The organism is Ottowia sp., from assembly GCF_047975795.1.
Lineage (GTDB): Bacteria > Pseudomonadota > Gammaproteobacteria > Burkholderiales > Burkholderiaceae_C > Ottowia.
This window is the reverse complement of sequence record NZ_JBKEEE010000025.1, coordinates 17,834-40,297: the sequence shown is the minus strand read 5'-3', so window position 1 is coordinate 40,297 and position 22,464 is coordinate 17,834. Positions and strand designations below refer to the sequence as shown.

At 62.5% G+C, this 22,464-nt stretch carries 21 protein-coding genes and 2 pseudogenes; 11 read left to right on the top strand and 12 right to left on the bottom strand.

Features of this window, described 5'->3' with window-relative positions; translation table 11 throughout:
* The first annotated feature begins 64 nt into the window (after positions 1–64).
* The gene (locus ACK5NW_RS03825) at positions 65–724 is read left to right on the top strand and encodes a hypothetical protein (RefSeq protein ID WP_416925215.1); all 660 of its coding nucleotides are present in this window, start codon (positions 65–67) and stop codon (positions 722–724) included.
* Here the strand turns inward: ACK5NW_RS03825 and ACK5NW_RS03820 are convergent.
* The 8 genes from ACK5NW_RS03820 to rpmH form a co-directional block, all read right to left on the bottom strand.
* Entirely contained in the window at positions 700–1,653 is a 954-nt protein-coding gene (locus ACK5NW_RS03820; protein WP_416925213.1) for a succinylglutamate desuccinylase/aspartoacylase family protein, read from the bottom strand. The genes ACK5NW_RS03825 and ACK5NW_RS03820 overlap by 25 nt on opposite strands.
* 1 nt (position 1,654) lies before the next feature.
* Positions 1,655–2,377: a phosphoglycolate phosphatase gene (locus ACK5NW_RS03815; RefSeq protein WP_416925211.1), complete on the bottom strand. Its 723-nt coding sequence runs from the start codon at positions 2,375–2,377 to the stop codon at positions 1,655–1,657.
* 26 nt (positions 2,378–2,403) lie between these two features.
* Positions 2,404–3,657, bottom strand: a complete 1,254-nt coding sequence (locus ACK5NW_RS03810) for a CaiB/BaiF CoA transferase family protein (protein ID WP_416925209.1) — start codon at positions 3,655–3,657, stop codon at positions 2,404–2,406.
* Between the two features lie 167 nt (positions 3,658–3,824).
* The gene (locus tag ACK5NW_RS03805; protein WP_416925207.1) at positions 3,825–4,583 is read right to left on the bottom strand and encodes a sulfite exporter TauE/SafE family protein; all 759 of its coding nucleotides are present in this window, start codon (positions 4,581–4,583) and stop codon (positions 3,825–3,827) included.
* Between the two features lie 178 nt (positions 4,584–4,761).
* On the bottom strand, positions 4,762–6,468 hold the full coding sequence (yidC, locus tag ACK5NW_RS03800; RefSeq protein WP_416925205.1) for a membrane protein insertase YidC: 1,707 nt from the start codon (positions 6,466–6,468) through the stop codon (positions 4,762–4,764).
* Positions 6,465–6,755, bottom strand: coding sequence for a membrane protein insertion efficiency factor YidD (gene yidD / locus ACK5NW_RS03795; RefSeq protein ID WP_416925203.1), 291 nt, complete (start codon positions 6,753–6,755; stop codon positions 6,465–6,467). The genes yidC and yidD overlap by 4 nt, the downstream gene beginning before the upstream one ends.
* Positions 6,752–7,249 carry a ribonuclease P protein component gene (locus ACK5NW_RS03790; protein WP_416925201.1) on the bottom strand — a complete coding sequence of 166 codons (498 nt, stop codon included), beginning with the start codon at positions 7,247–7,249 and terminating at the stop codon, positions 6,752–6,754. The genes yidD and ACK5NW_RS03790 overlap by 4 nt, the downstream gene beginning before the upstream one ends.
* Before the next feature lie 87 nt (positions 7,250–7,336).
* Positions 7,337–7,471 (bottom strand): 50S ribosomal protein L34, encoded by a 135-nt coding sequence (rpmH, locus tag ACK5NW_RS03785; protein ID WP_005798102.1) that lies wholly within the window; start codon positions 7,469–7,471, stop codon positions 7,337–7,339.
* 430 nt (positions 7,472–7,901) lie between these two features.
* Between rpmH and ACK5NW_RS03780 the strand changes: the two genes are divergently transcribed.
* From ACK5NW_RS03780 to ACK5NW_RS03745, 8 genes and pseudogenes are all read left to right on the top strand, one after another.
* On the top strand, positions 7,902–9,098 hold the full coding sequence (locus ACK5NW_RS03780; protein WP_416925199.1) for a phosphoglycerate kinase: 1,197 nt from the start codon (positions 7,902–7,904) through the stop codon (positions 9,096–9,098).
* Between the two features lie 520 nt (positions 9,099–9,618).
* Complete coding sequence (locus tag ACK5NW_RS03775; RefSeq protein WP_416925197.1) at positions 9,619–9,936, top strand: type II toxin-antitoxin system Phd/YefM family antitoxin; 318 nt, start codon at positions 9,619–9,621, stop codon at positions 9,934–9,936.
* Entirely contained in the window at positions 9,933–10,358 is a 426-nt protein-coding gene (locus ACK5NW_RS03770; protein WP_416925195.1) for a type II toxin-antitoxin system VapC family toxin, read from the top strand. The genes ACK5NW_RS03775 and ACK5NW_RS03770 overlap by 4 nt, the downstream gene beginning before the upstream one ends.
* Before the next feature lie 60 nt (positions 10,359–10,418).
* Positions 10,419–11,555: pseudogene (alaS, locus tag ACK5NW_RS03765) on the top strand (alanine--tRNA ligase); the annotation flags it as partial.
* A 111-nt stretch (positions 11,556–11,666) separates the two neighbouring features.
* Positions 11,667–13,214: pseudogene (alaS, locus tag ACK5NW_RS03760) on the top strand (alanine--tRNA ligase); the annotation flags it as partial.
* Entirely contained in the window at positions 13,214–13,759 is a 546-nt protein-coding gene (locus ACK5NW_RS03755) for a TlpA family protein disulfide reductase (RefSeq protein WP_416925193.1), read from the top strand. The pseudogene alaS (ACK5NW_RS03760) and the gene ACK5NW_RS03755, both read left to right, overlap by 1 nt.
* Positions 13,760–14,040: 281 nt before the next feature.
* Positions 14,041–15,141: a transglutaminase-like domain-containing protein gene (locus tag ACK5NW_RS03750; protein WP_416925191.1), complete on the top strand. Its 1,101-nt coding sequence runs from the start codon at positions 14,041–14,043 to the stop codon at positions 15,139–15,141.
* Positions 15,142–15,222: 81 nt separating this feature from the next.
* Positions 15,223–15,921, top strand: coding sequence for a fumarylacetoacetate hydrolase family protein (locus tag ACK5NW_RS03745; protein ID WP_416925189.1), 699 nt, complete (start codon positions 15,223–15,225; stop codon positions 15,919–15,921).
* 39 nt (positions 15,922–15,960) lie between these two features.
* Here ACK5NW_RS03745 and ACK5NW_RS03740 read toward each other — a convergent pair whose 3' ends face one another.
* A complete protein-coding gene (locus ACK5NW_RS03740) occupies positions 15,961–16,524 on the bottom strand; it encodes a hemerythrin domain-containing protein (protein ID WP_416925187.1) in 564 nt (187 codons plus the stop codon).
* A 232-nt stretch (positions 16,525–16,756) separates the two neighbouring features.
* On the opposite strand from ACK5NW_RS03740, the gene asd reads away from it, so the two are divergent.
* A complete protein-coding gene (gene asd / locus ACK5NW_RS03735) occupies positions 16,757–17,617 on the top strand; it encodes an archaetidylserine decarboxylase (protein WP_416925185.1) in 861 nt (286 codons plus the stop codon).
* Positions 17,618–17,777: 160 nt separating this feature from the next.
* On the opposite strand, the gene ACK5NW_RS03730 is transcribed toward asd, so the two are convergent.
* Together ACK5NW_RS03730 and ACK5NW_RS03725 are read right to left on the bottom strand one after the other, a co-directional pair.
* A complete protein-coding gene (locus ACK5NW_RS03730; protein ID WP_416925183.1) occupies positions 17,778–19,406 on the bottom strand; it encodes an arylsulfatase in 1,629 nt (542 codons plus the stop codon).
* Positions 19,407–19,617: 211 nt separating this feature from the next.
* On the bottom strand, positions 19,618–20,802 hold the full coding sequence (locus tag ACK5NW_RS03725; RefSeq protein WP_416925181.1) for a formylglycine-generating enzyme family protein: 1,185 nt from the start codon (positions 20,800–20,802) through the stop codon (positions 19,618–19,620).
* 176 nt (positions 20,803–20,978) lie between these two features.
* Here ACK5NW_RS03725 and ACK5NW_RS03720 point away from each other — a divergent pair, with 176 nt between their 5' ends.
* Positions 20,979–21,527 carry a PaaI family thioesterase gene (locus tag ACK5NW_RS03720; RefSeq protein ID WP_416925179.1) on the top strand — a complete coding sequence of 183 codons (549 nt, stop codon included), beginning with the start codon at positions 20,979–20,981 and terminating at the stop codon, positions 21,525–21,527.
* Positions 21,528–21,576: 49 nt separating this feature from the next.
* On the opposite strand, the gene ACK5NW_RS03715 is transcribed toward ACK5NW_RS03720, so the two are convergent.
* Positions 21,577–22,323, bottom strand: coding sequence for a penicillin-insensitive murein endopeptidase (locus ACK5NW_RS03715; RefSeq protein WP_416925177.1), 747 nt, complete (start codon positions 22,321–22,323; stop codon positions 21,577–21,579).
* Positions 22,324–22,464 lie beyond the last annotated feature (141 nt).

The window sequence follows — 22,464 nt, the reverse complement described above, 5'->3', positions numbered from 1 at the left end:
AACATGCGCATGAGTTTAGCAAAGCGCCGGGCGCGCGCTGGCGGCCCGTTATAGTGGCCGCTGGATGATGTTTGCTCTTCCTTTTTTGCTGGTGGCGCTGTACAGCCTGGGCGCGCAGTGGCTGATGTTGCACCTGCCGCACAGCCTGCTGACGGTGTGCTTCGTGTTGGGGCCGGTGGTGCTGGGCGCAGCTTTGGCGCTGCGGGCCGCAGGCCACCGCGCGGCGGTCGCACTGCTGGCGGTGGGTGCGGTGGCTTGGCTGGTCTGGCTGGGCACGCAGGGGCCGCACGACATGGCCTGGTTGTACGTGACGGAATACGTGGGCATTTATGGGTTTATGGCGATCTGGTTCTGGCACAGCCTGCGCAGCACGCCACTGATTACGCGGGTGGCACGCACGGTGCATGCGCTGACGCCGGCGATGGAGTGCTACACCGTCAAGCTCACGCGCGCCTGGGCGCTGTACTTTGCGGGCATGGCGCTGTTGTCGGTGGCGCTGTTCGTGTGGCTGCCTTTTGGTGGCTGGGCGCTGTATGCCAACATTGGCTCGCCGCTGGCGCTGGGCGCTTTTTTTGTGGGCGAGCATGTGCTGCGCTATCGCTGGCACCCGGAGTTTGACCGTGCGTCCATCTGGGCATCGGCCCGAGCGTGGCGCGCACGCGCCCAGGAGACTGAGGCCGCGCTAAATCCGCCAGAAATTCAGCCGCCCGGCTCGGCCAGGTAATACAGCTCTTGCCCGACCTCGGATTCGGGGTACGGAAACAGCACCAGCCCGTCGTAAGGCGCGCGCAGTACTTCGCCGCTGTCGCGCTGGGCAATGGGCTGGCCCGCCTGTACGGCATCAAAGCTGCGCCAGTGGCGCACCAGGGTGTCCCCGGGCGATTCGCGCAGCACCACATCGCGCAGGCGCGCGGCCGGGCCTGCAAAGCGCGGTGGCGCGGACACGTCGGCCAGCCCCAGCAAGGCCAGTGCGCCATGAAAAGCCTGCTCGGCTACCGCCACGGCCTGCGGGTCGCCATGTTCGCCGCACTCGATGGTGACGGCATAGCCGCCCTGGCTGCGCATGTATTCGTTGGTGCCAATGCCCACTTCGTCCGGCGTTTCGCCGCGCGCGCGGGCGGCGCGGTCGTACACCTCCAGCCAGCCTTCCACAATCAAGTCCACCCCCAGGCTGCGTGCCAAGGCCATTTCTTCGGCGGCGCGGACAAACGGCTCGCGCGCGCCGCTGTTATTGCGCGGCCCGACCATGGCAAACGGCTGGCCGGGGGTGTGGAAAGAGTGCAAGTCCAGCAACGCATCGTGCGCGGCCAGCAGCGGAGCCAACTGGCGGATGACGCGGTCTTCGTAGTCCTGCGGATCGGGGCGCGGCACAAAGCTGCGGTTCAGGTTGCGCTCGCCCTCGCGCGTGTTTTGCTTGAAGGCCAGCGGGTTGGCCACGGGCACCAGCGTTAGCCGCCCGCGTTGCAGTTGCAGGCGGCCCTGCGCCAAATCGTCCAGCGCGTGCGCCAGCGCGTGCGCGCCGCAGGTTTCGTTGCCGTGCACTGCGCCCATCACCACCAGCGACGGGCCGGGGGTCAGCGCCGACCAGGTGTGCCAGTGCAGCACATCAGGCTGGTCGATGGCGCGTTGCAGCCAGTCGTGCAGTGCGGCCACCTTAAGTCATGTCCTTCGAGGTCATGGTTTGATGGTACCCGCGCTGGGCCAGCCATGCAGGCAGCTCGGCCAGGCTGTCGATATAGGCATCTGCATTCACCTCGGTGATGGGGCGACCGTGGTTGTAGCCGTAGCGCACCAGCACCACCGGGCAGCGGGCGGCGCGGGCTGCGGCGGCATCGTTGCTGGAATCGCCCACCATCACGGCGCGCGCAGGGGTGCTGCCCAGTGCGCGGCAGGTTTCAATCAGCGGTAGTGGATCGGGTTTTTTGCGTGCAAAGCTGTCGCCGCCGAAGGTGTGGGCGAAATAATGGTCAAGCCCCTTGGCTGCCAGCAGCTTGCGCGCGTGTGCCAAGGGTTTGTTGGTCAAGCAAGCCAGTGACAACCCCTGGGCGCACAGTTGCTGCAAGCCTTTTTCCACGCCTGGATAAATGCGGCTGAACTGGCCATTGATGCGGGCGTAGGCCGTCTGGTACAGCGCCATCGTCTGCGCTTGCAGCGGGATGTCGGGCGTGGCGTTGTCGGTGCAGGCCGCCAGCGCCGACTGCACCAGGTGTTCAGAACCTTTGCCCACCATCAGGCCGATCTGCGCACGGGTCAGCGCAGGCAGGCCCAACTGGCGCAGCGCGTCGTTGAGTGCCGCATCAAAGTCGCCCAGGGTATCGAGCAAGGTGCCGTCCAGGTCGATCATGCAGGCTTGGATGGTCGGGGCGGGTGCAGTCATGGCAAAAATTCAATCTCAACATTCAATCATTGCGGCAGCGTCAGCACGCCCTGGTCTTTCAGCGCTTGCAGCGCGGCGTCGTCCATTTGCAGCAGGCGTTGCAGCACCTCGCGCGTGCCTTCGCCCAACACCGGCGGCGCATGGCGCAAGGGCAGGCGCTTACCGTCCAGGCGGTAAGGCGGCGCAAAGACATGCGTGTGGCCTGCCACGGGGTGGGGCATGGCCTGCACCAGGCCGCCTTGTTGCGTGCGTTCGCTGGTCAGTGCCTCGTGCAGGCCCGCCACGCGCCCGCATGGAATGCCGCAGGCCATCAGCCGATCCAGCAGCACGTCGCGCGCAAAGCCGCCAATCAGTTCCACCAGCAAAGGGGCCAGCTCGGTGCGGTGGTGGGCGCGTTCCACATTGGTGGCAAAGCGTGGGTCTTGCACGATGTCAGGACGCTGGATCACGTCGCGGCAAAAGCGCTCGAACTGCTGGTTGTTGCCGACAGCGATGATGAGCGGGCCGTCGGCCGCCTCAAACAAGCCATAGGGCATGATGGACGGGTGCGCATTGCCGTAGCGCGCCGGGTCGTGCCCGAGCAGCAGCGCATCCAGCCCGTAGTAGCCGGTGATCATGATGCCGCTGTCGTACAGGGCCATTTCGATCAGTGCACCTTGGGCCGTGCGTTCGCGCCGCAGCAGTGCGGCCAGCACGGCTTGTGCTGCGGCCATCCCGGTCATCAAATCGACCACGGCGACACCAAATTTCAAAGGCGGTTGCGTGGCTTCGCCATTCAGCGCCATCAGTCCGGCCTCGGCCTGGATCACCAGGTCGTAACCGGGGCGCTTGGCCTCAGGCCCCGCGCTGTTGTAGCCTGCAATGGCGCAGTAAATCAGCTCTGGCTTCAACTGGCGCAGTTGCTCGTAACCCAGGCCCAGCTTTTCTGCCCCGCCGGTCTTGAAGTTGTGCACCACCACGTCGCATTGCGGCAGCAGCTCGTGCACGATGCGCTGACCCTCGGCGCTTTGCAAATCCAGCGTGATGGAGCGCTTGTTGCGGTTCATGCTGTTGTAGTAGGTGGTTTCGGTCTGGCCCACGCGCAGCCCCCAGTCGCGCGTGTCGTCGCCGCGGCCGGGGTGCTCGATCTTGATGACCTCGGCCCCAAAATCGGCCAGCACTTGAGCGCACAACGGCCCGGCAAACACGCGCGACAAATCCAGCACGCGGATGCCTGCCAGTGGCAAATGGGTGGATGTGGTGGGCACAGCAGCAGAGTCGGCAGGGGCAGACGCGGGCATGAAAGCAAATCTCCTGATTGGGTAAGGCCCTGTCCGCTGATTCAGCGCAGCCTCAAGAGCCGAGATGTTTGGCAGGGACGGCGTACTGTACCCGTGGCAGTCGGACAGGAGCTGTCGCCGGTGCGATGGCCGCCGCAGGCGTTGTCCATTTGCGGCTCAAAGACGCTTTAACCGCTGCGTGCAAAAAACAGCCCGCTCATCACCAACCCGGTGATGATGACCACCCCCCGCACCACCGCCACGGGCAAACGCTTGGCCAGACGTGCGCCAAAAAATCCGCCCAACGTGGCGAACATCGCCATCAGCAGCGCATCGCGCCAGACGATCGCGCCGCCGATGGCAAAGGCGGTAACCGACACCACGGACAGCACGAAGGAGTTGAGATTTTTCAGCGCGTTGACCGTGTTCAGCCGCTGCTCGCCCACCAGCAGGTACAACGCCATCAGCAAGATGCCCAAGCCGCCATTGAAGTAGCCGCCGTACACCGCCACGGCCAGCAGCCCCAGCGAACGCCAGCCGCTCAGCCCCTGTCCATGCTCACCACCGGCCCAGCGGGCCAGTTGCGGCCCCAGGGCAAACAAGGCCGTGGCAAACAGCAGCAGCCAGGGCACGATGCCTGAAAACACCTTGGCCGGCGTGACCAGCAGCAGCAGCGCACCGGCTACTCCGCCCAGCGCGGCCAAGGTCATTTCGCGCCACAGCAGTGCCCGCGGCAAGGCCGCCAGTTCGGCGCGAAAACCCAGCACGCTGCCCAGATAGCCGGGGCAGACCACCAGTGCGCTGGTGGCGTTGGCGGCAATGGGCGGCACCCCAGTCCAGACCAGTGCAGGAAAGGTCAAAAAAGTGCCGCCGCCAGCCACGGCGTTGAGCACGCCAGCGGCAAAAGCGGCCGCCATCAACAAGCCCGCATGGGTCAAGGTATCCATGTCAATCAAAGTAGCAGAGGTGGTTAGCTATATTTATAATAGCTTATAACGCATGACCAACAAGCGTTGATGGCCTATTTTGTTCTATGGAATTGAGTGAAGCCAAAGAAAAGCCCGCTGGAAGCGGGCTTTGATGTGCTGGCCTTCAAGCGTGCCTGCTGCGGCTTGGGTTGGCCGTTTAAAACTTCGGCAGATTGAACTGCGGCGGCACGCCCATGCGGGTGTTGATAAGCCACTGCTGGGCGATGGTCAGAACGTTGTTGGTGATCCAGTACAGCACCAGGCCTGAGGGGAAGAAAAAGAACATCACGCTGAACACCAGCGGCATGAACCACATCAGCTTGGCCTGCATCGGATCAGGCGGCAACGGGTTGAGCGCGGTTTGCAGCAGCGTGGTGAGCGTCATCACGATGGGCAGGATGAAGAACGGGTCTTTGGCCGACAAATCCTTGATCCACAGCATCCAGGGTGCGCCGCGCATTTCAACCGACGACAGCAACACCCAGTACAGCGCAATGAACACCGGGATCTGGATCATGATGGGCAGACAGCCGCCCATGGGGTTGACCTTTTCTTCGCGATAGATGCGCATCATCTCGGCTTGCATCTGTTGCGGCTTGTCTTTGTAGCGCTCGCGCAAGTCGGTCAGCTTGGGGTTGATGGCCTTCATCTTGGCCATGCTGGCGTAGGCTTTGGCGTTGAGCGGATAGAACAGGATTTTCAGCAAGAACACCAGCGCCACGATGGCCCAGCCCCAATTGCCGATCACGCCGTGCAGCTTGTCGAGCAGCCAGTACAGCGGCTTGGACAAGATGGTGAAAAAGCCATAGTCCTTGACCAGCTCCAGCCCGGGGGCCAGGCTTTCCAGCACTTTTTCTTCCTGCGGGCCGACGAACAGGCGCGCATCCATGGTCTGCGTGCTGCCCGCAGCCACCGTGGCAGCGGGGGCAATCATGCCTGCGGCGTACAGGTTGGTGTCGACCTTGCGGGCAAAGTTTTCGTGGCTTGCGCCTTCAGGTAGCAGCCAGGCGCTGGCAAAGTAGTGCTGCACCATGGCCACCCAGCCGTCGGGCGACTGGGTGGCGAATTCAGCCGATCCCTTGTCAATCTTCTCGAAATCCACCTTCTGGAATTTTTTGGCCTCGGTATAAAACGCCGGGCCGGTGAAGGTAGAGTAAAACGACGATTCACCCGGTGGCTTGTTGCCGTCGCGCACCAGTTGGACATAAAGCTGAGGTTGGATGGCCTGCGCGCTGGCGTTGACGATTTCGTGCCGCACGCCAACGACGTAAGAGCCACGCGTGAGCGTATAGATTTTGTTCAGGCTGATGCCGTTTTGCGCGGGTGACTCAAAGCGCAGCACCAACTCATTGGCTCCATCGGACAGGGTCTTTTCGCCCACAAACTTCATCGGCGTTTTGTGCGTGGGAAATGCGCCGCCAATCAGGCCCGACTGCGCCTGATACACCCTGTTGGCGCTGGTATCGAGCAGCACAAAAGGCTGATCGGGATGGTCTTGCGCCGCAAACTTGAGAAATTCGCTCTTGATGATGGAGCCGCCCTCGGTATCAAACGCCAGCTTCAGGACATCGGTGCTGACTTCGATGCGCTCGCGCGGGATGGATGGTTGGCTCGGTGCGGTTTGCGCACCTGGTATGGGCGAGGTGTGGGCCGCAGACACGCTGCCGGGCACCGCTGCTGCCGCAGCCGTTGGCGTTGCCCCTTGGGGCACGGCAGATGCCGGTGCGCTGGCCGTGGTGGCCGCAGGCGGCGCACTGGGAAAGAAGGTGGCGTGGCGGCCATTGTGCACCTGCCATTGATCCCACAGCATGATCAGCGAAAAAGCGAAAACCACCCACAGGATGGTGCGGCGAATATCGTTCATGAGACGTGGTGAGATTTGTCGGGCGACGCGGGCGCAGAGCCAGCATTCAGCCGGGTGAATAAACCAGGGGGCTTTGCGGGTACAGGGTCGCAGCCGCCCTCGCACCAGGGATGGCAGCGCGCCAGCCTGCGCAATGTAAGGTAACTTCCGGCCGCTGCGCCATGCTGCTCCAGCGCCTCGATTGCATAGCGCGAGCAGGTCGGCTCAAACCGGCAGGCTGATCCCAGCCACGGCGATAAAAGCAGGCGATAAGCCTTCAGCAGCCCAATCAGTGCGGAGCGAATCATGCGGGCACTTTCATGCGCGCGCCGCGCTGGAACAGTTGATGCAGCTCGGCACGCACCGCTTGGCGCAGGGCATCTGACGTGGCGCTGGGAAACTGCTGCTTGGAAAATGCCGCGCGTAAGCGCACCAATTGCGCTCCGGCGGCCAGCGGTGGCACCAGACATTCGCCTACGGCGTAAACCTGTCTGCGGATGGTATTGCGCGTGACCGCGCGGCGCGCCCAGCGCTTGGGAGTCATGGCCCCTAGCCAGACCGCATCCGACGGCGCAAACAACGACACGGTGAACGACACAGCGTCTGGTTGCACGGGATTTGAAGGTGCGGCGTTTACATCAGTTGCATCAGTTGCATCAGTTTCAGCACTGCCATACATGGGCACGGGCATGCGATGCAACGCGAAATGCGCAGTGCGCGCCACGGCGGGGCGGGACAACAGTGCCTGGAACTGGGCGCGTGTACGCAAGCGCTTGACGGGGGCCGCGCAATGGTCCGGCATGGGGCAACGGGCTATCACCACGCCAGCCGCAGTCGCTGATGCGCCAGACAGGGCTTGCAATCGGAATGACCAGACGAATGGGCAGGCTTAGACGGCCAGGCGCTTGCGGCCTTTGGCGCGGCGCGCATTGATCACAGCGCGACCACCGCGGGTCTTCATGCGAACTAAAAAACCGTGCGTACGGGCACGACGTGTTTTGGAAGGTTGATAAGTGCGTTTCATGGTATGTATGTGCTCAATCAGGAGAAAAGTCGTGTGCAGGCGGCCTTCAAAGCCATCCAGATCAACGACCAACGTGGAAACCCTGTCTGCCGCGCGTGCCATCGGCGTCAATGGCGACAACCGATCAGGATCAGGGCACCTGCGCGCCAGCAAATACCCAGCGCCTAGACATATCCCACACCTTACTGCGACCAGGTAACCGTGCATTATCGCAGACAAAAACCGCCTTGCCAAAACTGCAAACCATTTGCGGGCCGCTGACGTGCCCGAGTGCTGCGCCAGACCCGGTGGATGAGTTTTGCCTGGGTGTGGTGGCATCCGGGCAGGACAGCAGGGGTGAATTTTTATAATGCGTGGCGATTTTTGACGCCCAGGCCCGTTTTTGTGTGTGACAAAGATGGGCGCACGCATCCACCAGGAGCCTATCCCCATGAACGTCATCCGTTTTTCTGATCTGTGCGCCCAAGGCCGCGCCCAGAGCCAGCGCGTGTTTATCCGCGCCGACCTGAACGTGCCGCTGGACGACGCGGGCCGCATTACCGAAGACACGCGCATTCGCGCCAGCGTGCCCGCCATACAAATGGCACTGAATGCAGGCGCAGCGGTGATGGTGACCAGCCATCTGGGCCGCCCGACCGAAGGCGAGTTCAAGCCCCAGGATTCACTGGCTCCGGTGGCGCAACGTCTGGGCGAGCTGCTGGGGCGTGAAGTGCCTTTGGTGCAAAACTGGGTCGATGGTGTACAAGTCGCCCCCGGGCAGGTGGTGCTACTGGAAAATTGCCGCGTCAACAAAGGCGAAAAGAAAAACAATGAAGAACTTTCGCGCAAGATAGCAGCACTTTGCGACATTTACGTGAATGATGCGTTTGGAACAGCACACCGCGCCGAAGCCACCACCTACGGCATCGCCCAGTTTGCGCCCATTGCCTGCGCGGGGCCACTGTTGGCCGCCGAAATCGACGCCATCACCAAAGCCCTGGCCCAGCCCAAGCGCCCGCTCGTGGCGATCGTGGCTGGCAGCAAAGTGAGTACAAAACTGACTATCTTGCAGTCTTTGGCTCGCAACGTCGATCAATTGATCGTCGGTGGCGGCATTGCCAATACCTTTATGCTGGCCGCAGGTCTGCCGATTGGTAAAAGTCTGGCCGAACCCGATCTGGTGGGCGATGCCCAGGCCGTCATCGAGGCCATGAAAGCGCGCGGAGCCGAGGTGCCCATTCCCACCGACGTGGTGGTTGCCAAGGAATTCAAGGCGGATGCGCCAGCCATGGTCAAGCGCGCACAGGATGTGGCCGATGATGACCTGATTCTGGATATCGGCCCCGAAACCGCACAAAAGCTGGTGGGCCAGCTCAGGCAGGCAGGCACCATCGTCTGGAACGGCCCGGTGGGCGTGTTTGAAATGGCTGCGTTTGAAGGCGGCACCAAGGCCATTGCCCAGGCCATTGCCCAGAGCGATGCCTTCAGCATCGCTGGCGGCGGCGACACGCTGGCAGCGATCGCCAAGTACGGCATTGGCAAAGACGTGGGCTACATCTCCACCGGTGGCGGCGCGTTTTTGGAGGTGCTGGAGGGCAAGATGCTGCCCGCGTTTGAAATTTTGACCCAACGCGCTGCCAACGCTTGAAGCCGCCGCGCGTTTGAAGTGGTGGCATGTCTGACGGAACGGGTTGAGCTTTATGTTTGCAGTGTTGGCAGCCACTGCGTTTGGCCTGCAGGTATGACATGCAGCGCGCGACTTGCCGCCGGGTCGGGGCGCAGTCAGTCTCGCGCCAGCCAGTGGTTCAGTAAGGCCGTTACCAAAGTGCCCGCCAAATGGTCTTATCGTTCTGACCAGTCCATGCAGCGGTAAGCCAGCCGGGTGCCGGATGCTGGCAAGTCCACGCCGATCTGGTTCAGCCAGGTTTGCCTGCGTCAGCAGTATGCGCAACTGCGATACGCCCAACTCGCCCGCCAAATGGTCGTAGCAGCGACGGGTATATCTCAGCGGGCGGTGACGCCGTCGGGTTCGGCCACCAGCGACAGCGTTTCCAGCGCGTGCGCCACTTTGGCCCCGGTGAAACGGTCATCAACGTGTTTTGCTGCGCTGCAATATCCGGCGGTGTTGGCTAAAATCTGGTTGATTCAACCAATTTGAAAGGCCCGCCATGTCTACCGCCGCCGTTGGCCTGTTCGAGGCCAAGACACATCTGAGTGAATACGTCGCCCGCGCAGAGCAGGGCGAAGAAGTCATCATCACCCGCCACAACAAGCCGGTGGCCAAAATTGTGCCGCTGCATGCCAAACCGGCCGTGGCGACCAAAGACATGCCGCCTTTCATCCAGCGCACCCACGATATGGGCACCCCGCTGGTTGACCTGAGCCGTGCCAACCAGTTGCTGGATGAGGTGGATGTGCAGGCGTTCCTCGATCTCGACGCACGGCTTCATGCCGAACGGCAAGCCAAGGGCCGCGACAAGGCATGAAGCTGCCCGACACCAATTTGTTGCTTTACGCGACCAACCCGCTGAGTCCCCACCACGAGATGGCGCGGGCGTTGCTGGACGCGGCGGTGCGCGAGCCGAATGGCGTGGGCTTGGCGTGGTTGCCGCTGATCGGCTTCGTGCGGCTGTCGACGATGGCGCGCGTGATGGAAAATCCGCTCAGCGTGGCCGACGCATTGGCTGATGTGCAAGGCTGGCTGGATCATCCCAACGCGCGCCTGCTACAGCCCGGCGTGCGGCACATGGACATTTTGGCGCGGCTGCTGCTGGAAGCGGGCACCGCAGGCAACTTGACCAGCGATGCCCACATCGCCGCCATTGCCATCGAGCATGGTGCCGAGGTCATCACCTTCGACAAAGACTTTGCCAGATTTACCGGTTTACGCTATCAATTATTGAGCTGAAATCGCTCTGAATACCTGCGATAAACGCCTGAAACGCTTATGAAAAAAAACGCCCACCCCATGTCCGTTGCCGACATTCGCAAGAGCTTTCTCGATTTTTTTGAAAGCAAGGGCCACACCGTCGTGCCCAGCAGCCCCTTGGTGCCCGGCAACGACCCGACGCTGATGTTCACCAACAGCGGCATGGTGCAGTTCAAAGATGTGTTCCTGGGCACCGACAAGCGTCCTTACGTGCGCGCGGCCACGGTGCAAGCCTGTCTGCGCGCGGGCGGCAAGCACAACGATCTGGAAAACGTCGGCTACACCGCGCGCCACCATACTTTTTTTGAGATGCTGGGCAACTGGTCGTTTGGTGATTATTTCAAAAAAGAGAGCATCGAATGGGGCTGGGAGCTGCTCACCCAGGTTTATGGCCTGCCAGGCGAGAAGCTCACCGCCACCGTGTACCAGGACGACGACGAGGCGTACGACATTTGGACGAAAGTGATCGGCCTGCCACCCGAGCGTGTGATCCGCATCGGCGACAACAAGGGCGGCAAGTACAAGAGCGACAACTTCTGGATGATGGCCGACACCGGCCCCTGCGGCCCGTGCTCTGAAATCTTCTACGACCACGGCCCGCACATCCCTGGCGGGCCGCCCGGCAGCCCGGACGAAGACGGCGACCGCTTCATCGAGATCTGGAACCACGTGTTCATGCAGTTCGAGATGCACGAAGACGGCAGCCTGACGAAGCTGCCCGCGCCCTGCGTCGATACCGGCATGGGCCTTGAGCGGCTGGCCGCCATCCTGCAGCACGTGCACAGCAACTACGAGATCGACCTGTTCGCCAAGCTCATCGCCAAGGCCGCCGAGGTGACGGGCTGCACCGACCGGGCCAACCCCTCGCTCAAGGTGATCGCCGACCACATCCGCGCCACCGCGTTCCTGGTCAGCGACGGCGTGATCCCCAGCAACGAGGGGCGCGGCTACGTGCAGCGCCGCATCATCCGCCGCGCCATCCGCCACGGCTACAAGCTGGGCAAGAAGCAACCCTTCTTCCACCAACTGGTGCCGATGCTGGTTGAGCTGATGGGCGCGGCCTACCCGCGCTTGCAGGCTGAAGGCCGAAGGGTGGAGCAGGTGCTGAAGGCCGAGGAGGAGCGGTTTTTTGAGACGCTAGAAACTGGTATGGCAATCATAGAAACCGAACTTGCGAGGCTGGGCCGCGGTGATCGACGGATTGCTGATGGCCACGGGTTCGCCGATGGATCAGGTTTTGGTTTTGGTTCTGGCGATGGCGAGGGATGCGGTGATGGATCGGGCTATGGCGGCGGAAGTGGTGACGGTGCGGGCTATGGCGACGGATCAGGTGGTGATCAGCCGCGAGCGCCGAAGTTGGTGTTGCGAGGTGACGTCGCCTTCAAGCTGCACGCCACCTACGGCTTCCCCATCGACTTGACGCAGGACGTGTGCCGCGAGCGCGGCGTTACCGTGGACATGGCGGGCTATCAGGCCGAGCTGAAGAAAGACCAGGAGCAGTCGCGCGCAGGTGGCAAATTCAAGATGGACAAGGCCGTCGATTACAGCGGCACGGCCAACCGATTTACCGGCTACGAGCAACTGGAAGAAAGCGCAAAAATCATGGCGCTTTACGCTGATGGAGCCAGCGTCAACACCCTGAAACAAGGCGAATTCGGCATCGTGGTGCTCGATACCACGCCGTTTTATGCCGAAAGCGGTGGCCAGGTGGGCGACAGCGGCACGCTGCTCAATGAAGGCGCTACCTTCGGCGTAGAAGACACGCAAAAAATCAAGGCCGACGTGTTCGGCCACCACGGCAAGGTGTTACAAGGCACGCTCACGGTGGGCGACAGCGTGACGGCGCGGGTTAGCGCCGCCACGCGGGCGGCCACCATGCGCAACCACAGTGCCACGCACCTGATGCACAAGGCGCTGCGCGAAGTGCTGGGCGATCACGTGCAGCAAAAGGGCAGTCTGGTCGATGCCGAAAAAACGCGCTTCGATTTTGCTCACCACGCACCGGTCACACCTGAGCAGGTCACTGAGATTGAGCGCCGTGTGAACGCGGAAGTGCTGCACAACGACGCTACTCAGGCGCGGGTGATGGACATTGACAGCGCGCAAAAGACCGGCGCCATGATGCTGTTTGGCGAAAAGTACGGCGAGACCGTGCGCGTGCTCGACATCGGCACCAGCCGCGAGCTGTGCGGCGGCACCCATGTGGCGCGTACGGGCGATATCGGCCTGTTCAAAGTCGTCAGCGAAAGCGGCGTGGCCGCTGGCGTGCGCCGCATCGAGGCCATCACGGGCGAAAACGCCATGCGCTATGCGCAGGGCCTTGAAGCCAGCCTGCACGCCGTGGCCGCCACGCTGCGCACGCCCCCGACCGAGGTTGAATCGCGTCTGGGCCAGATGCTCGATCAGGTCAAGTCGCTGGAAAAAGAAGTCGCCCAGCTCAAAGGCAAACTGGCTTCCAGCCAGGGCGACGAACTGGCGGGGCAGGCGATGGACATCAACGGCATCAAGGTGCTGGCCGCGCGCCTGGAAGGGGCCGATGCCAAGACCCTGCGCGAGACCATGGACAAGCTCAAAGACAAGCTCAAATCCGCCGTCATCGTGCTGGCCGCAGTTGATGGCGACAAAGTGCAACTGGCTGCTGGCGTGACCAAGGCTGAGACGGCCAAAGTCAAAGCGGGCGAGCTGGTCAACTTTGTGGCCAGTCAGGTCGGCGGCAAAGGCGGCGGCAAGCCCGACATGGCGATGGCCGGTGGCACCGACGCTGCCGGGCTGCCCCAGGCGCTGCAAAGCGTGCCCGGCTGGGTGGCCCAGAAGGTGGGCGCGAAGGTGGACTGATGCCACTTCGCACACGCCGAAAAGCATTAGGGGCGCTGGCTGCGTTGCCCGCGGCATGGGCCGCCTGGCCGTTGCCAGCGCAGGCGCAAAATCAGCCTCAGCCTCAGCCTCAGCCATGGCCTGAAGGCCGCCCGGTGCCGCCATTGGTGGCACCAGACATCGACGACCGCACCTGGGATCTGGCCGCGCTGCGCGGGCGCGCGGTGGTGGTCAACTTCTGGGCCACCTGGTGCCCGCCGTGCACCGAAGAAATGCCCTCGCTCAACACCCTGGCCGATCTGGAAAGCGATTGGCTCACGGTGCTGGCCGTTAACACGCGCGAGCCGCTGCCCACGGCCGAGCGCTATGTGCGCCGTACCCGCATGGATGCCATCGTCACGCTGAGCGACCCGCGCTGCGACATCTCCAAAAAAGACTGGGCCATCAAGCTGCTGCCCACCACGGTGCTGATCGACACTGCCGGTCGTCCCCAGCAACTGGTGACCGGTGCGGTGGACTGGACCGGGCCGCAGGCGCTGGGCTGGATCGAGCGGCTGCGCGTCTGATTCCATTTCCAGATCAACAGCGCACTTTGTCGGCTCAGCTTGCCGTACGCCAGTGCTGTCTGCGCTTCGCCTTCGCGTTCACTATTGATCCGCAAATGGAATGAAGCCACCCGCACCACAGAAAAAACCACAGCACACATAATCAAACCCGCTGCGCGCGGCCCTTGCGGTTGCGTGATCAGCCCCTGCTTTCGGGACATTGGCGAACGCGGCCCACATGGGAGCGTGCACGCCTCGTGTGGCCCGACAGGGTTTTTTGACCATCTTCGGAGTTCTTTCGCATGAACCTGTATCGCCGCGCCTTGATTGGGCGCGCTGCTGGCCTTGGGCTGGCCGCCACGCTGCCGCGCGCCGTTCTGGCGCAATCCACCACCATCCCCCGTTTTGCGCCCCAGGCGGGCGACTGGCGCACGTTTGACGTCACCACCCGCGTCGATTTGCCTGCCGCCACCAGCGCTACCCGGTTGTGGGTGCCACTGCCGTCGGTGCAAACCACGTGGCAACTGCCGCTGGGCGACAGCTTTGCCAGCAACGGCACGGCCCGCGTGGTGGCCGATGGCGCGCAAGGCGTGCGCGTGGTGGCGGTGGAGTTTGCCGCAGGTGTGACGCAGCCGTTTGCTGAAATTACCAGCCGCGTGCGCACGCAAAGCCGCACGCTGGGCGCAGCCGGTGGACGTGAAGATGCTTCCACCCTGCGCGCCGCCCTGGCACCCACCCGGCTGCTGCCCACCGACGGCATCGTGCGCGACACCGCGCTCAAGGTCACGCGCGGCGCGCGCAGCGACCAGGCCAAGGCGCACGCCATTTACGACTGGGTGGTGGGCAACGCCTGGCGCGAACCCAAGGTCAAGGGCTGTGGCGAAGGCGACATCAAAACCATGCTGGAAACCGGCAACCTGGGCGGCAAGTGCGCTGATCTGAATGCGCTGTTCGTCGGCCTGTGTCGCGCCGCCGGGGTGCCCGCACGCGACGTATACGGCGTGCGGCTGGCCCCATCGGCCTTTGGCTACCAACAATTGGGCAGCGGATCGGCCAAGCTGTCGGGCGCGCAGCACTGCCGCGCCGAGGTGTATTTGCAGGCCCACGGTTGGACGGCGATGGACCCGGCCGACGTGGCCAAGGTGATGCGGCAAGAGGCCCCCGAGTGGATCAAGCGCACCGATGATCCGTTGATCGCCCCCGTCAACACTGGCCTGTACGGCAACTGGGAGGGCAACTGGATGGCCTACAACACCGCGCACGACGTGCTGCTGCCCGGCACCCAGGAAGGCGAGCTGGGCTTTGTGATGTACCCCGTGGCCGAAAACGCCGACGGGCGCTTTGACAGCTATCACCCGGACTATTTCAAATACACCATCCGTGCTGAACAAGTGCCCGCCTGATGCCTGCTGGGTTGCTTGCTGCTTGCGCTTTGTCTCATACAAAACAAATGCTCATAGCTATAAAACAAGGAGCAAACTATCGTGACTGACTATGTTTTTCCTCCCGCCTCTCAGGCGGCCGTGGCTGTGCGCGGCTCCAGCCATCTTTTTCCGGTGCGCCGCATTTTTTGCGTGGGGCGCAATTACGCGGCACACGCGCGCGAGATGGGGTCTGACCCCAGCCGCGAGCCGCCGTTTTATTTCAACAAGGCCCCGGCGCATCTGGCGGCCTCGGGCAGTACGGTGGCGTATGCGCTGGGCACGCACAACCTGCATTACGAGATGGAGTTGGTGGTGGCCATAGGCCAGCGGGCCTTGCGCGTTACGCCCGAGCAGGCCGCAGCCTGCGTGTGGGGCTATGCCTGTGGGCTGGACATGACACGGCGCGATTTGCAAAACGGCGCCAAGCAGGCGGGTCGCCCCTGGGACTTTGGTAAAGACTTTGAAAACGCTGCCGTCATCAGCCCGCTGGTGCCCGTCAGCGAAGTGGGCTTGCTGGGCCAGGGCCGCATCGAACTCAGCGTGAACGGCGAGCTGAAGCAACAGGGCGATGTGAGCGACATGATCTGGAGCGTGCCGGAGGTGATTGCCAACCTGTCGGCGTATTACCACCTGCAACCAGGCGACTTGATTTACACCGGCACGCCCGAAGGTGTGGGGCCGGTGCAGCCGGGCGACGTCATCACCGGTCAGATTGAACGGGTGGGCGAGATTGCGCTGACAATGGGGCCGTCGCTGTAGGGCCGCTGCTTTAAAAGCACGGCCCTGGGCTGAATCCAATCAGCGCTTGGTTTCTTGCTTGGCCTGGTAGCTCTCGCGCCGCTGGGCCATTTCTTTGTCTGCTCGGGCCAAATCCTGCGCCGCGATGTGGGCACGCGCTTGCGGATAGGCCAGCGACTCTTCCAGCGCCAAATGGTCCAAGCACAGTTGGGTGAACACGCGCACCATCTCGCGCACCAGCGCGGGTTCAATCCAGTGATTGCCGCCCACCACGGCCGACAGGTGCGGCCCCATTTCCAGCCAGTTCTGCTCGATCCAGCCGTGGTCTTGCCGCAGGCGGCGCGTGACGTCCACCACATGCGCATCGTCGCTGGCCATCAGGGTGGGGAACACATGCTTTTCCTCGTCCAGATGGTGCTGGCGCGCCACGGTGTCAAACCACTGCACGGTGCTGGCCAGTTGCGTCAAATCCTCAGGTGTCAGGCGGTCGGCCACCAAGGCATCGACCACGCGGTTCATGTGGGCCAGCTCTTGCTGCATGCGCTGGTGCGTGGCGTCCAGAAACTGAAACAGCGTGTCGGCCACAGGCGCATCAGCAGGGGGTGCGGGGGTCTTGGTGGTCATAGGCAAGCTCCTTCGTTGATGCGATTCATTATGTGGTGATGCCATGGCGCTGTCGATGTTTGCGACCACGAGCGCGTTGCAGTTTTGACTGATATCAATTCATGATGGATTAATGGCTTTTCTGCGTACCCCAGTTGCGTTGTAAGCTATTAAATTTATAGTCATTAGGCGGTGCCCCATCGTGCTGCGACAATGCCCGGCATCATCTGTTCTACTTGCCCGATTGGTTTTAATGCCCCGTTCTTTCAATGACCGCCTGGCCGTGCTGCCGCAGTATCTGTTGCCCAAACAGGCCCTGACCCAATTCGCCGGGCGGCTGGCGCGCGCCAAGCGGGGCGATGCCACGCACGCTCTCATTCGCCGCTTCGTGGCGCGTTATGGCGTGGACATGGACGAGGCCGCCAACCCCGACATCACCAGCTACGCCAGCTTCAACGATTTTTTCACCCGCCCATTGCGCGCAGATGCTCGTCCGCTGGCCCAGGCCGATTACCTGTGCCCGGTGGATGGGGCCATCAGCCAGTTCGGGGCCATTGAGCAAGACCAGATTTTTCAGGCCAAGGGCCACCGCTACAGCACCACGGCCTTGCTGGCCGGTGATGCTGCGCTGGCCGCGCAGTTTGACCACGGGCAATTTGCCACCATCTACCTCAGTCCCAGGGACTACCACCGCATTCACATGCCCTGCGCTGGACGGCTGCAACGCATGGTGTACGTGCCGGGCGACTTGTTCAGCGTCAACCCGACCACGGCGCGCGGCGTGCCGGGCCTGTTTGCCCGCAACGAGCGCGTGGTGTGCCTGTTCGACACCGCGCGCGGCTCCTTGGTACTTGTGCTGGTGGGTGCCACGATTGTCGGCAGCATGGCCACGGCGTGGCACGGCGTGGTCAACCCGCCGCGGCCAGGCCAGATCCAACGCTTTGACTACACCGATCAAACCATTGAGCTGGCCCGAGGGGCCGAAATGGGGCGCTTTTTGCTCGGCTCCACCGTGGTGCTGCTGTGGCCCAAGGGCGCACTGAAGTTCAATCCCGACTGGGCACCCGGTGGGCCGGTGCGCATGGGTCAGGCAATGGGCAAGGCGCTGGGTTAATTTTGAGATAAACAGGCATTTGGCGCTTATGCAGAAAGCGTGAGCAGCTATTCATTTGGTAGTGCTTGCGCATCACCTTGTGTGCCCCGCAGCGCAAAAAAACCGGGGCAGGCCACTTGCGGTGGTCTGCCCCGGCCGGTGAAGTCAAATCAGGTCAAGCTCAGGGGCTGCCTGCGGACTCCATGCTTTTCAGCGCTTCGGACAACGAATAGTTGGCCGGCGCGCCGCGCGGTGGGAAGTCTTTGAAGGTTTGCACTTCCCGGGCCACGTACTCGCTGGCGGGCACCAGCATGAACTGCTTGTCCTGGAGCCACATGCCGTAAGTCACGCTTTCTTTTTCAGCCCGCTCAAACGGATCGCGGCGCAGGTTCTGCACGCGCGGCACACGCAGCTTGACGAAGGGGTCGCGCCACAGGTTCCAGGTGCCAGGCTCGGCACGCTGCTCGGCAAAGGTGAACTTCCAGTCGTTGAAGCGGAAGGCCAGCACGCTCATGTCGTCGCCAAAATAGAAGAAATCTTCACGCGGACTCTTGGGTGCATCGCCCTTCAGCCAGGGCAGCATGTTGTAGCCATCCAGGTGCACCTTGTAGGTGGTGCCGCCCACGCTCAAGCCGCTGCGCAGCTTGTCTTTGACCGCGCCATCGCCGCTGGCAGCCGCATACAGCGTCGGGAACCAGTCGTGGTGGCTCATGATGCCGTTCAGCTCGCTGCCGGGCTTGATCACGCCTGGCCAGCGCGCCACCATCGGCACGCGGAAAGCGCCTTCCCAGTTGGTGCCTTTTTCGGAGCGGAAGGGATCCATGCCGCCATCAGGCCAGTTCATCGTCATGGGGCCGTTGTCGCTGGTCCACACCACCACGGTGTTGTCGGCGATCTTCAGCTCGTCCAGCAGCGCCAGCAGTTTGCCCACATGGCCGTCGTGCTCGACCATGCCATCGGCATACAGGTCTTGCCCGGTTTTGCCCTCAGCGTCTTTGGACAGGATGGTCGGGAAGTGCATGCGCGAGGCGGCAAACCAGGTGAAGAAAGGCTTGCCATCGGAATGGGCCTTGCGGATGAAGCGCTCGGCACCTTCCAGGTATTCCTGGTCAATGGTTTCGATGCGTTTCAAGTCCAGCGGGCCGGTGTCCTGGATTTTCTGCTTGCCCACCTTGCCAAAGCGCGGGTCGGTGGTGGCGTCATCGGTAGTGCTGGCGTAGCTGTGGATCACACCGCGCGGGCCGTACTTGTCGGTAAAGGCTTTGGACTTGGGGTAGTCCTTGTCGAACATCTCAGTGTGCGTGTTCAGGTGGTACAGGTTGCCCAGGAATTCGTCAAACCCGTGTACCGTGGGCAAAAATTCGTTGCGATCGCCCAGGTGATTCTTGCCAAACTGGCCGGTGGTGTAGCCCAGCGGCTTGAGCATCTGCGCCAGCGTCACGTCTTTGCTGCTGATGCCTTGCGGCGACCCCACCAGGCCCACCTTGGGCAGGCCCACGCGCACGGCGTACTGGCCGGTGATGAAGCCCGCTCGCCCGGCGGTACAGGATTGCTCGCCGTAGTAGTCGGTAAACACCCCCCCTTCTTGGCCAATGCGGTCGATGTTGGGGGTGCGGTAGCCCATCAGGCCCCGGCTGTAGATGCTGAGGTTGGTTTGCCCCACGTCATCGGCAAAGATGATCAGGATGTTGGGCTTGGCTCCGGTGGAGCTGGCCGCCGCCGTCTGGGCCACCGCAGTCTGGGCGCAGGCCAGGGCCAAGGCCCCGGTCGCCAGCGTGCCCAGCAGCGCTTTCTTCAAGTCATTGAGCATGACCGACCTCCAAAATTAAGAATAAAACACTAAATCTATTCCGTAACCAATGCAAGTGTTGCGAGGGGTCAGTTTGTTCCAAACTGTCAGCGTTTCCTCGGGTTTATACCAACAATTGCGCTGCATCATGAACTGCACCGGGTGTCGTACTGCGGGGCAATGTACGTCAAACCGGATCGAACCAAAATAGGGTTGTGATGGGTTCTCACCATCACCTGGCAGCGGTTTTCTGGTTTTGGCTTTGTTCCCAGTCGGCCTGCGTCATGATCAGGCGAAAGCCCAGGTGCGACATGCTCGAATACGGATCAGTGCCACGCCGCGCGCTGGGGCGGTAGCTCAGGCAATAGTCTTCGTTGCACAGAAACGAGCCGCCGCGCGTGACGCGCTTGGGCGCGTTGACCGGCACACCCGGCTGCGACGGGTCATAACTGTCTGACGGCCCGGTGGGGTCTATCTGCGTCTGGCCCGATTGCGACACCAGCACAAACTGATCGGCCCGGTACCAGTCTGACACCCATTGCCAGGCGTTGCCCGTCATGTCGTACAGGCCATAGCCGTTGGGCGGAAAAGTGCCGACCGGGCTGGTGCTGATGGCCCCGCCCGCCTTGGGGCTGACGACCGGAAAGCGCTGCGTTTGCTGGCCTTCCCAGACGTTGGCCATTTGCTGGCCGCCGGGCGCAAACTCTTCGCCCCAGGTGTAAGTGGCCTGCTCCAGCCCGCCGCGGGCGGCAAACTCCCACTGCGCCTCGGTCGGCATGCGCTTGCCCGCCCATTGGGCATAGGCCATGGCGTCGTCGTAAGAAATGTGCACCACGGGATGGTCATCCCGTCCTTCAATGTCACTGCCGGGGCCGGTGGGGTGCCGCCAATCGGCCCCCGGCACATAGCGCCACCAGAGCGAGAAATTGTCGTAAGAGACTTCGCGGTCGGTGCCCACGAACACCATCGATCCGGGGATCAGCACAGAATCTGGCGGCCTGGGTGTGCCCGGTGGCACTTGGGGCTTGATGGTTTCCCAGTCGGGTTGTCGCTCGGCCGTGGTGGCGTAACCCGTGGCCTGCATGAAATCACGAAACTGGGCGTTGGTCACGTGGTAGCGGTCCATCCAAAAACCTTGCACCTTGACCGCGTGTGCCGGACGCTCGTTGTTTTGTGCCAGTTGGTGATCGCTGCCCATCAAAAAATCGCCGCCCGGCACCCATGCCATACCCAGCGGCCCGTTGCTGCCATTGCCCAAGATGACTGGCGCGGCGGCGGACTGGGCAGGCGCAAACCACAGACGCTGCGCACCATAGCCCAGCAAAGCGGCCACCAGAACCAGCGCCGCAAAGCCCACGGGCTTGCTGCGCCACCACGGTCGTGTTTGGCGGGGTTGGTTTTGGGTTGATGCGGTCATCATCGGCTTTCCAGATTGCATATCATGGCGTTAGGGTTTGACCATATTGTTAGCGATATGGCCAGCGGTATGGTGCCAGTCATTTTTACTTTACATCTTTTGACTACATCCCAACAAGCCGTAATCTTGGCTGATGGTATGCGGCCTTGATCTCAATCAGCACGGAGACTCTTTCCATGAGCAGCAAAACCCACAACCACCTCGACCAATGGCTGACTCAGGAGCAAGCCGTGATGGCCCGCCTGCAAGCTGGCCCCGGCCCCGGCGTGACCCGCATGGATCAGGTGGCTGCCATGAGTGGGCTGGAGCTGATGCAGGCCATGCTGGACGGCGAGCTGCCTTTTGCCCCCATCGCGCAAACGCTGGATTTTCTGCTGATCGAGGTGGACAAGGGTCGCGCCGTCTTTCAGGGCACACCGGGGCCGCAGTTGCTCAACCCGCTGGGTACGGTGCATGGTGGCTGGTTTGCCACCTTGCTCGACTCAGCCCTGGGCTGCGCCGTGCACACCTTGATGCCCGCAGGCCGCGCCTACACCACAGCCGAGCTGGGCGTGAACATGGTCAAGGCCCTGACCCCGAAGGTGCCGCGCGTGCGCGCCGAAGGCCAGGTGATCCACTGCGGTCGCCAGCTCGCCACCGCCGAGGCGCGCCTGGTTGGCCCCGACGGCACGCTGTACGCCCACGCCACCACCACCTGCCTGGTGTTTGACTTGCCTTCCGCGTGAGCATGGATGCTCCTAAAACAAGAGCTTTAAGCGCCTTGTGGGTTGGCGCTCAAGGCTTCAGCGCCCGGCACCGCAGCGCAAAATCCACATGCACATGCTCGTCATGGCGCACCCAGGGCTGGCTTTTCATGAAGCGCAAGTGTTTTTTCAGATACGCCCCGCGCGGGGTGGCCCACAGGCGCGGCAAATAAGCACGGTCAAAAATCACCAGCGCCAGCCCCGCGCCTGCGGCCTTGGCCGCTACGTCCAGCTGGTACAGATGCTCGGCCAGGGCCTCAAAGTCGATGGTGTGGCCATTCCACTGGCCTGCATGGTCAAATTCAAGGTCGTAACCAAAGCGCGTGGATGCCTCGGTCGGCAAAGGCACCGAGCGTCCCTGTGCGTCTTTGACGGGCACAAAAAAATCCACCGACAAGCCGTTCTGGTGCGTGCGGTGTGGCTTGAAGCGCCCGCCTGACGCCCAGCCCGATTCGCCATACACATAGCGCGTGTGCGGACGACTTTGCGCCAGTGCGGCATAACTGGCCTGCACGATGGCCGCTACTTTGCTGTGTACGTAAGTGCGCCCGGCGGTCACCGCCAAGCTGCTGTAGGGCGAGAAGTTGGCCCCGCTTTTCGGCAGCTTGACGCCGTCCTGGAGCCGCCCGTGGCTGACAGAGCCGAAACACTGGCTTGGTGTGGCGCTGTCCGTGGTGTTGTCCGTGGTGTTGTCCGTGGCGCAGGCGCTGGCCGCGCACAGCAGCCCCATCGCCAACGGCATCCACCAGTGCCACAGCAGGCGGTTTTGTGCATTCATGAGGTCAGCAGTTTATCGGGTGGCCAGGGCGCTCTGGAGCCAATGGGTGACTATTGGCTGGTTTGAACGCTGGCTTAAGCGCCGGGTCAAAATAACCGCTGTTTTGTCGCCCACTCCCAACCATTCACAAATCATGACCAC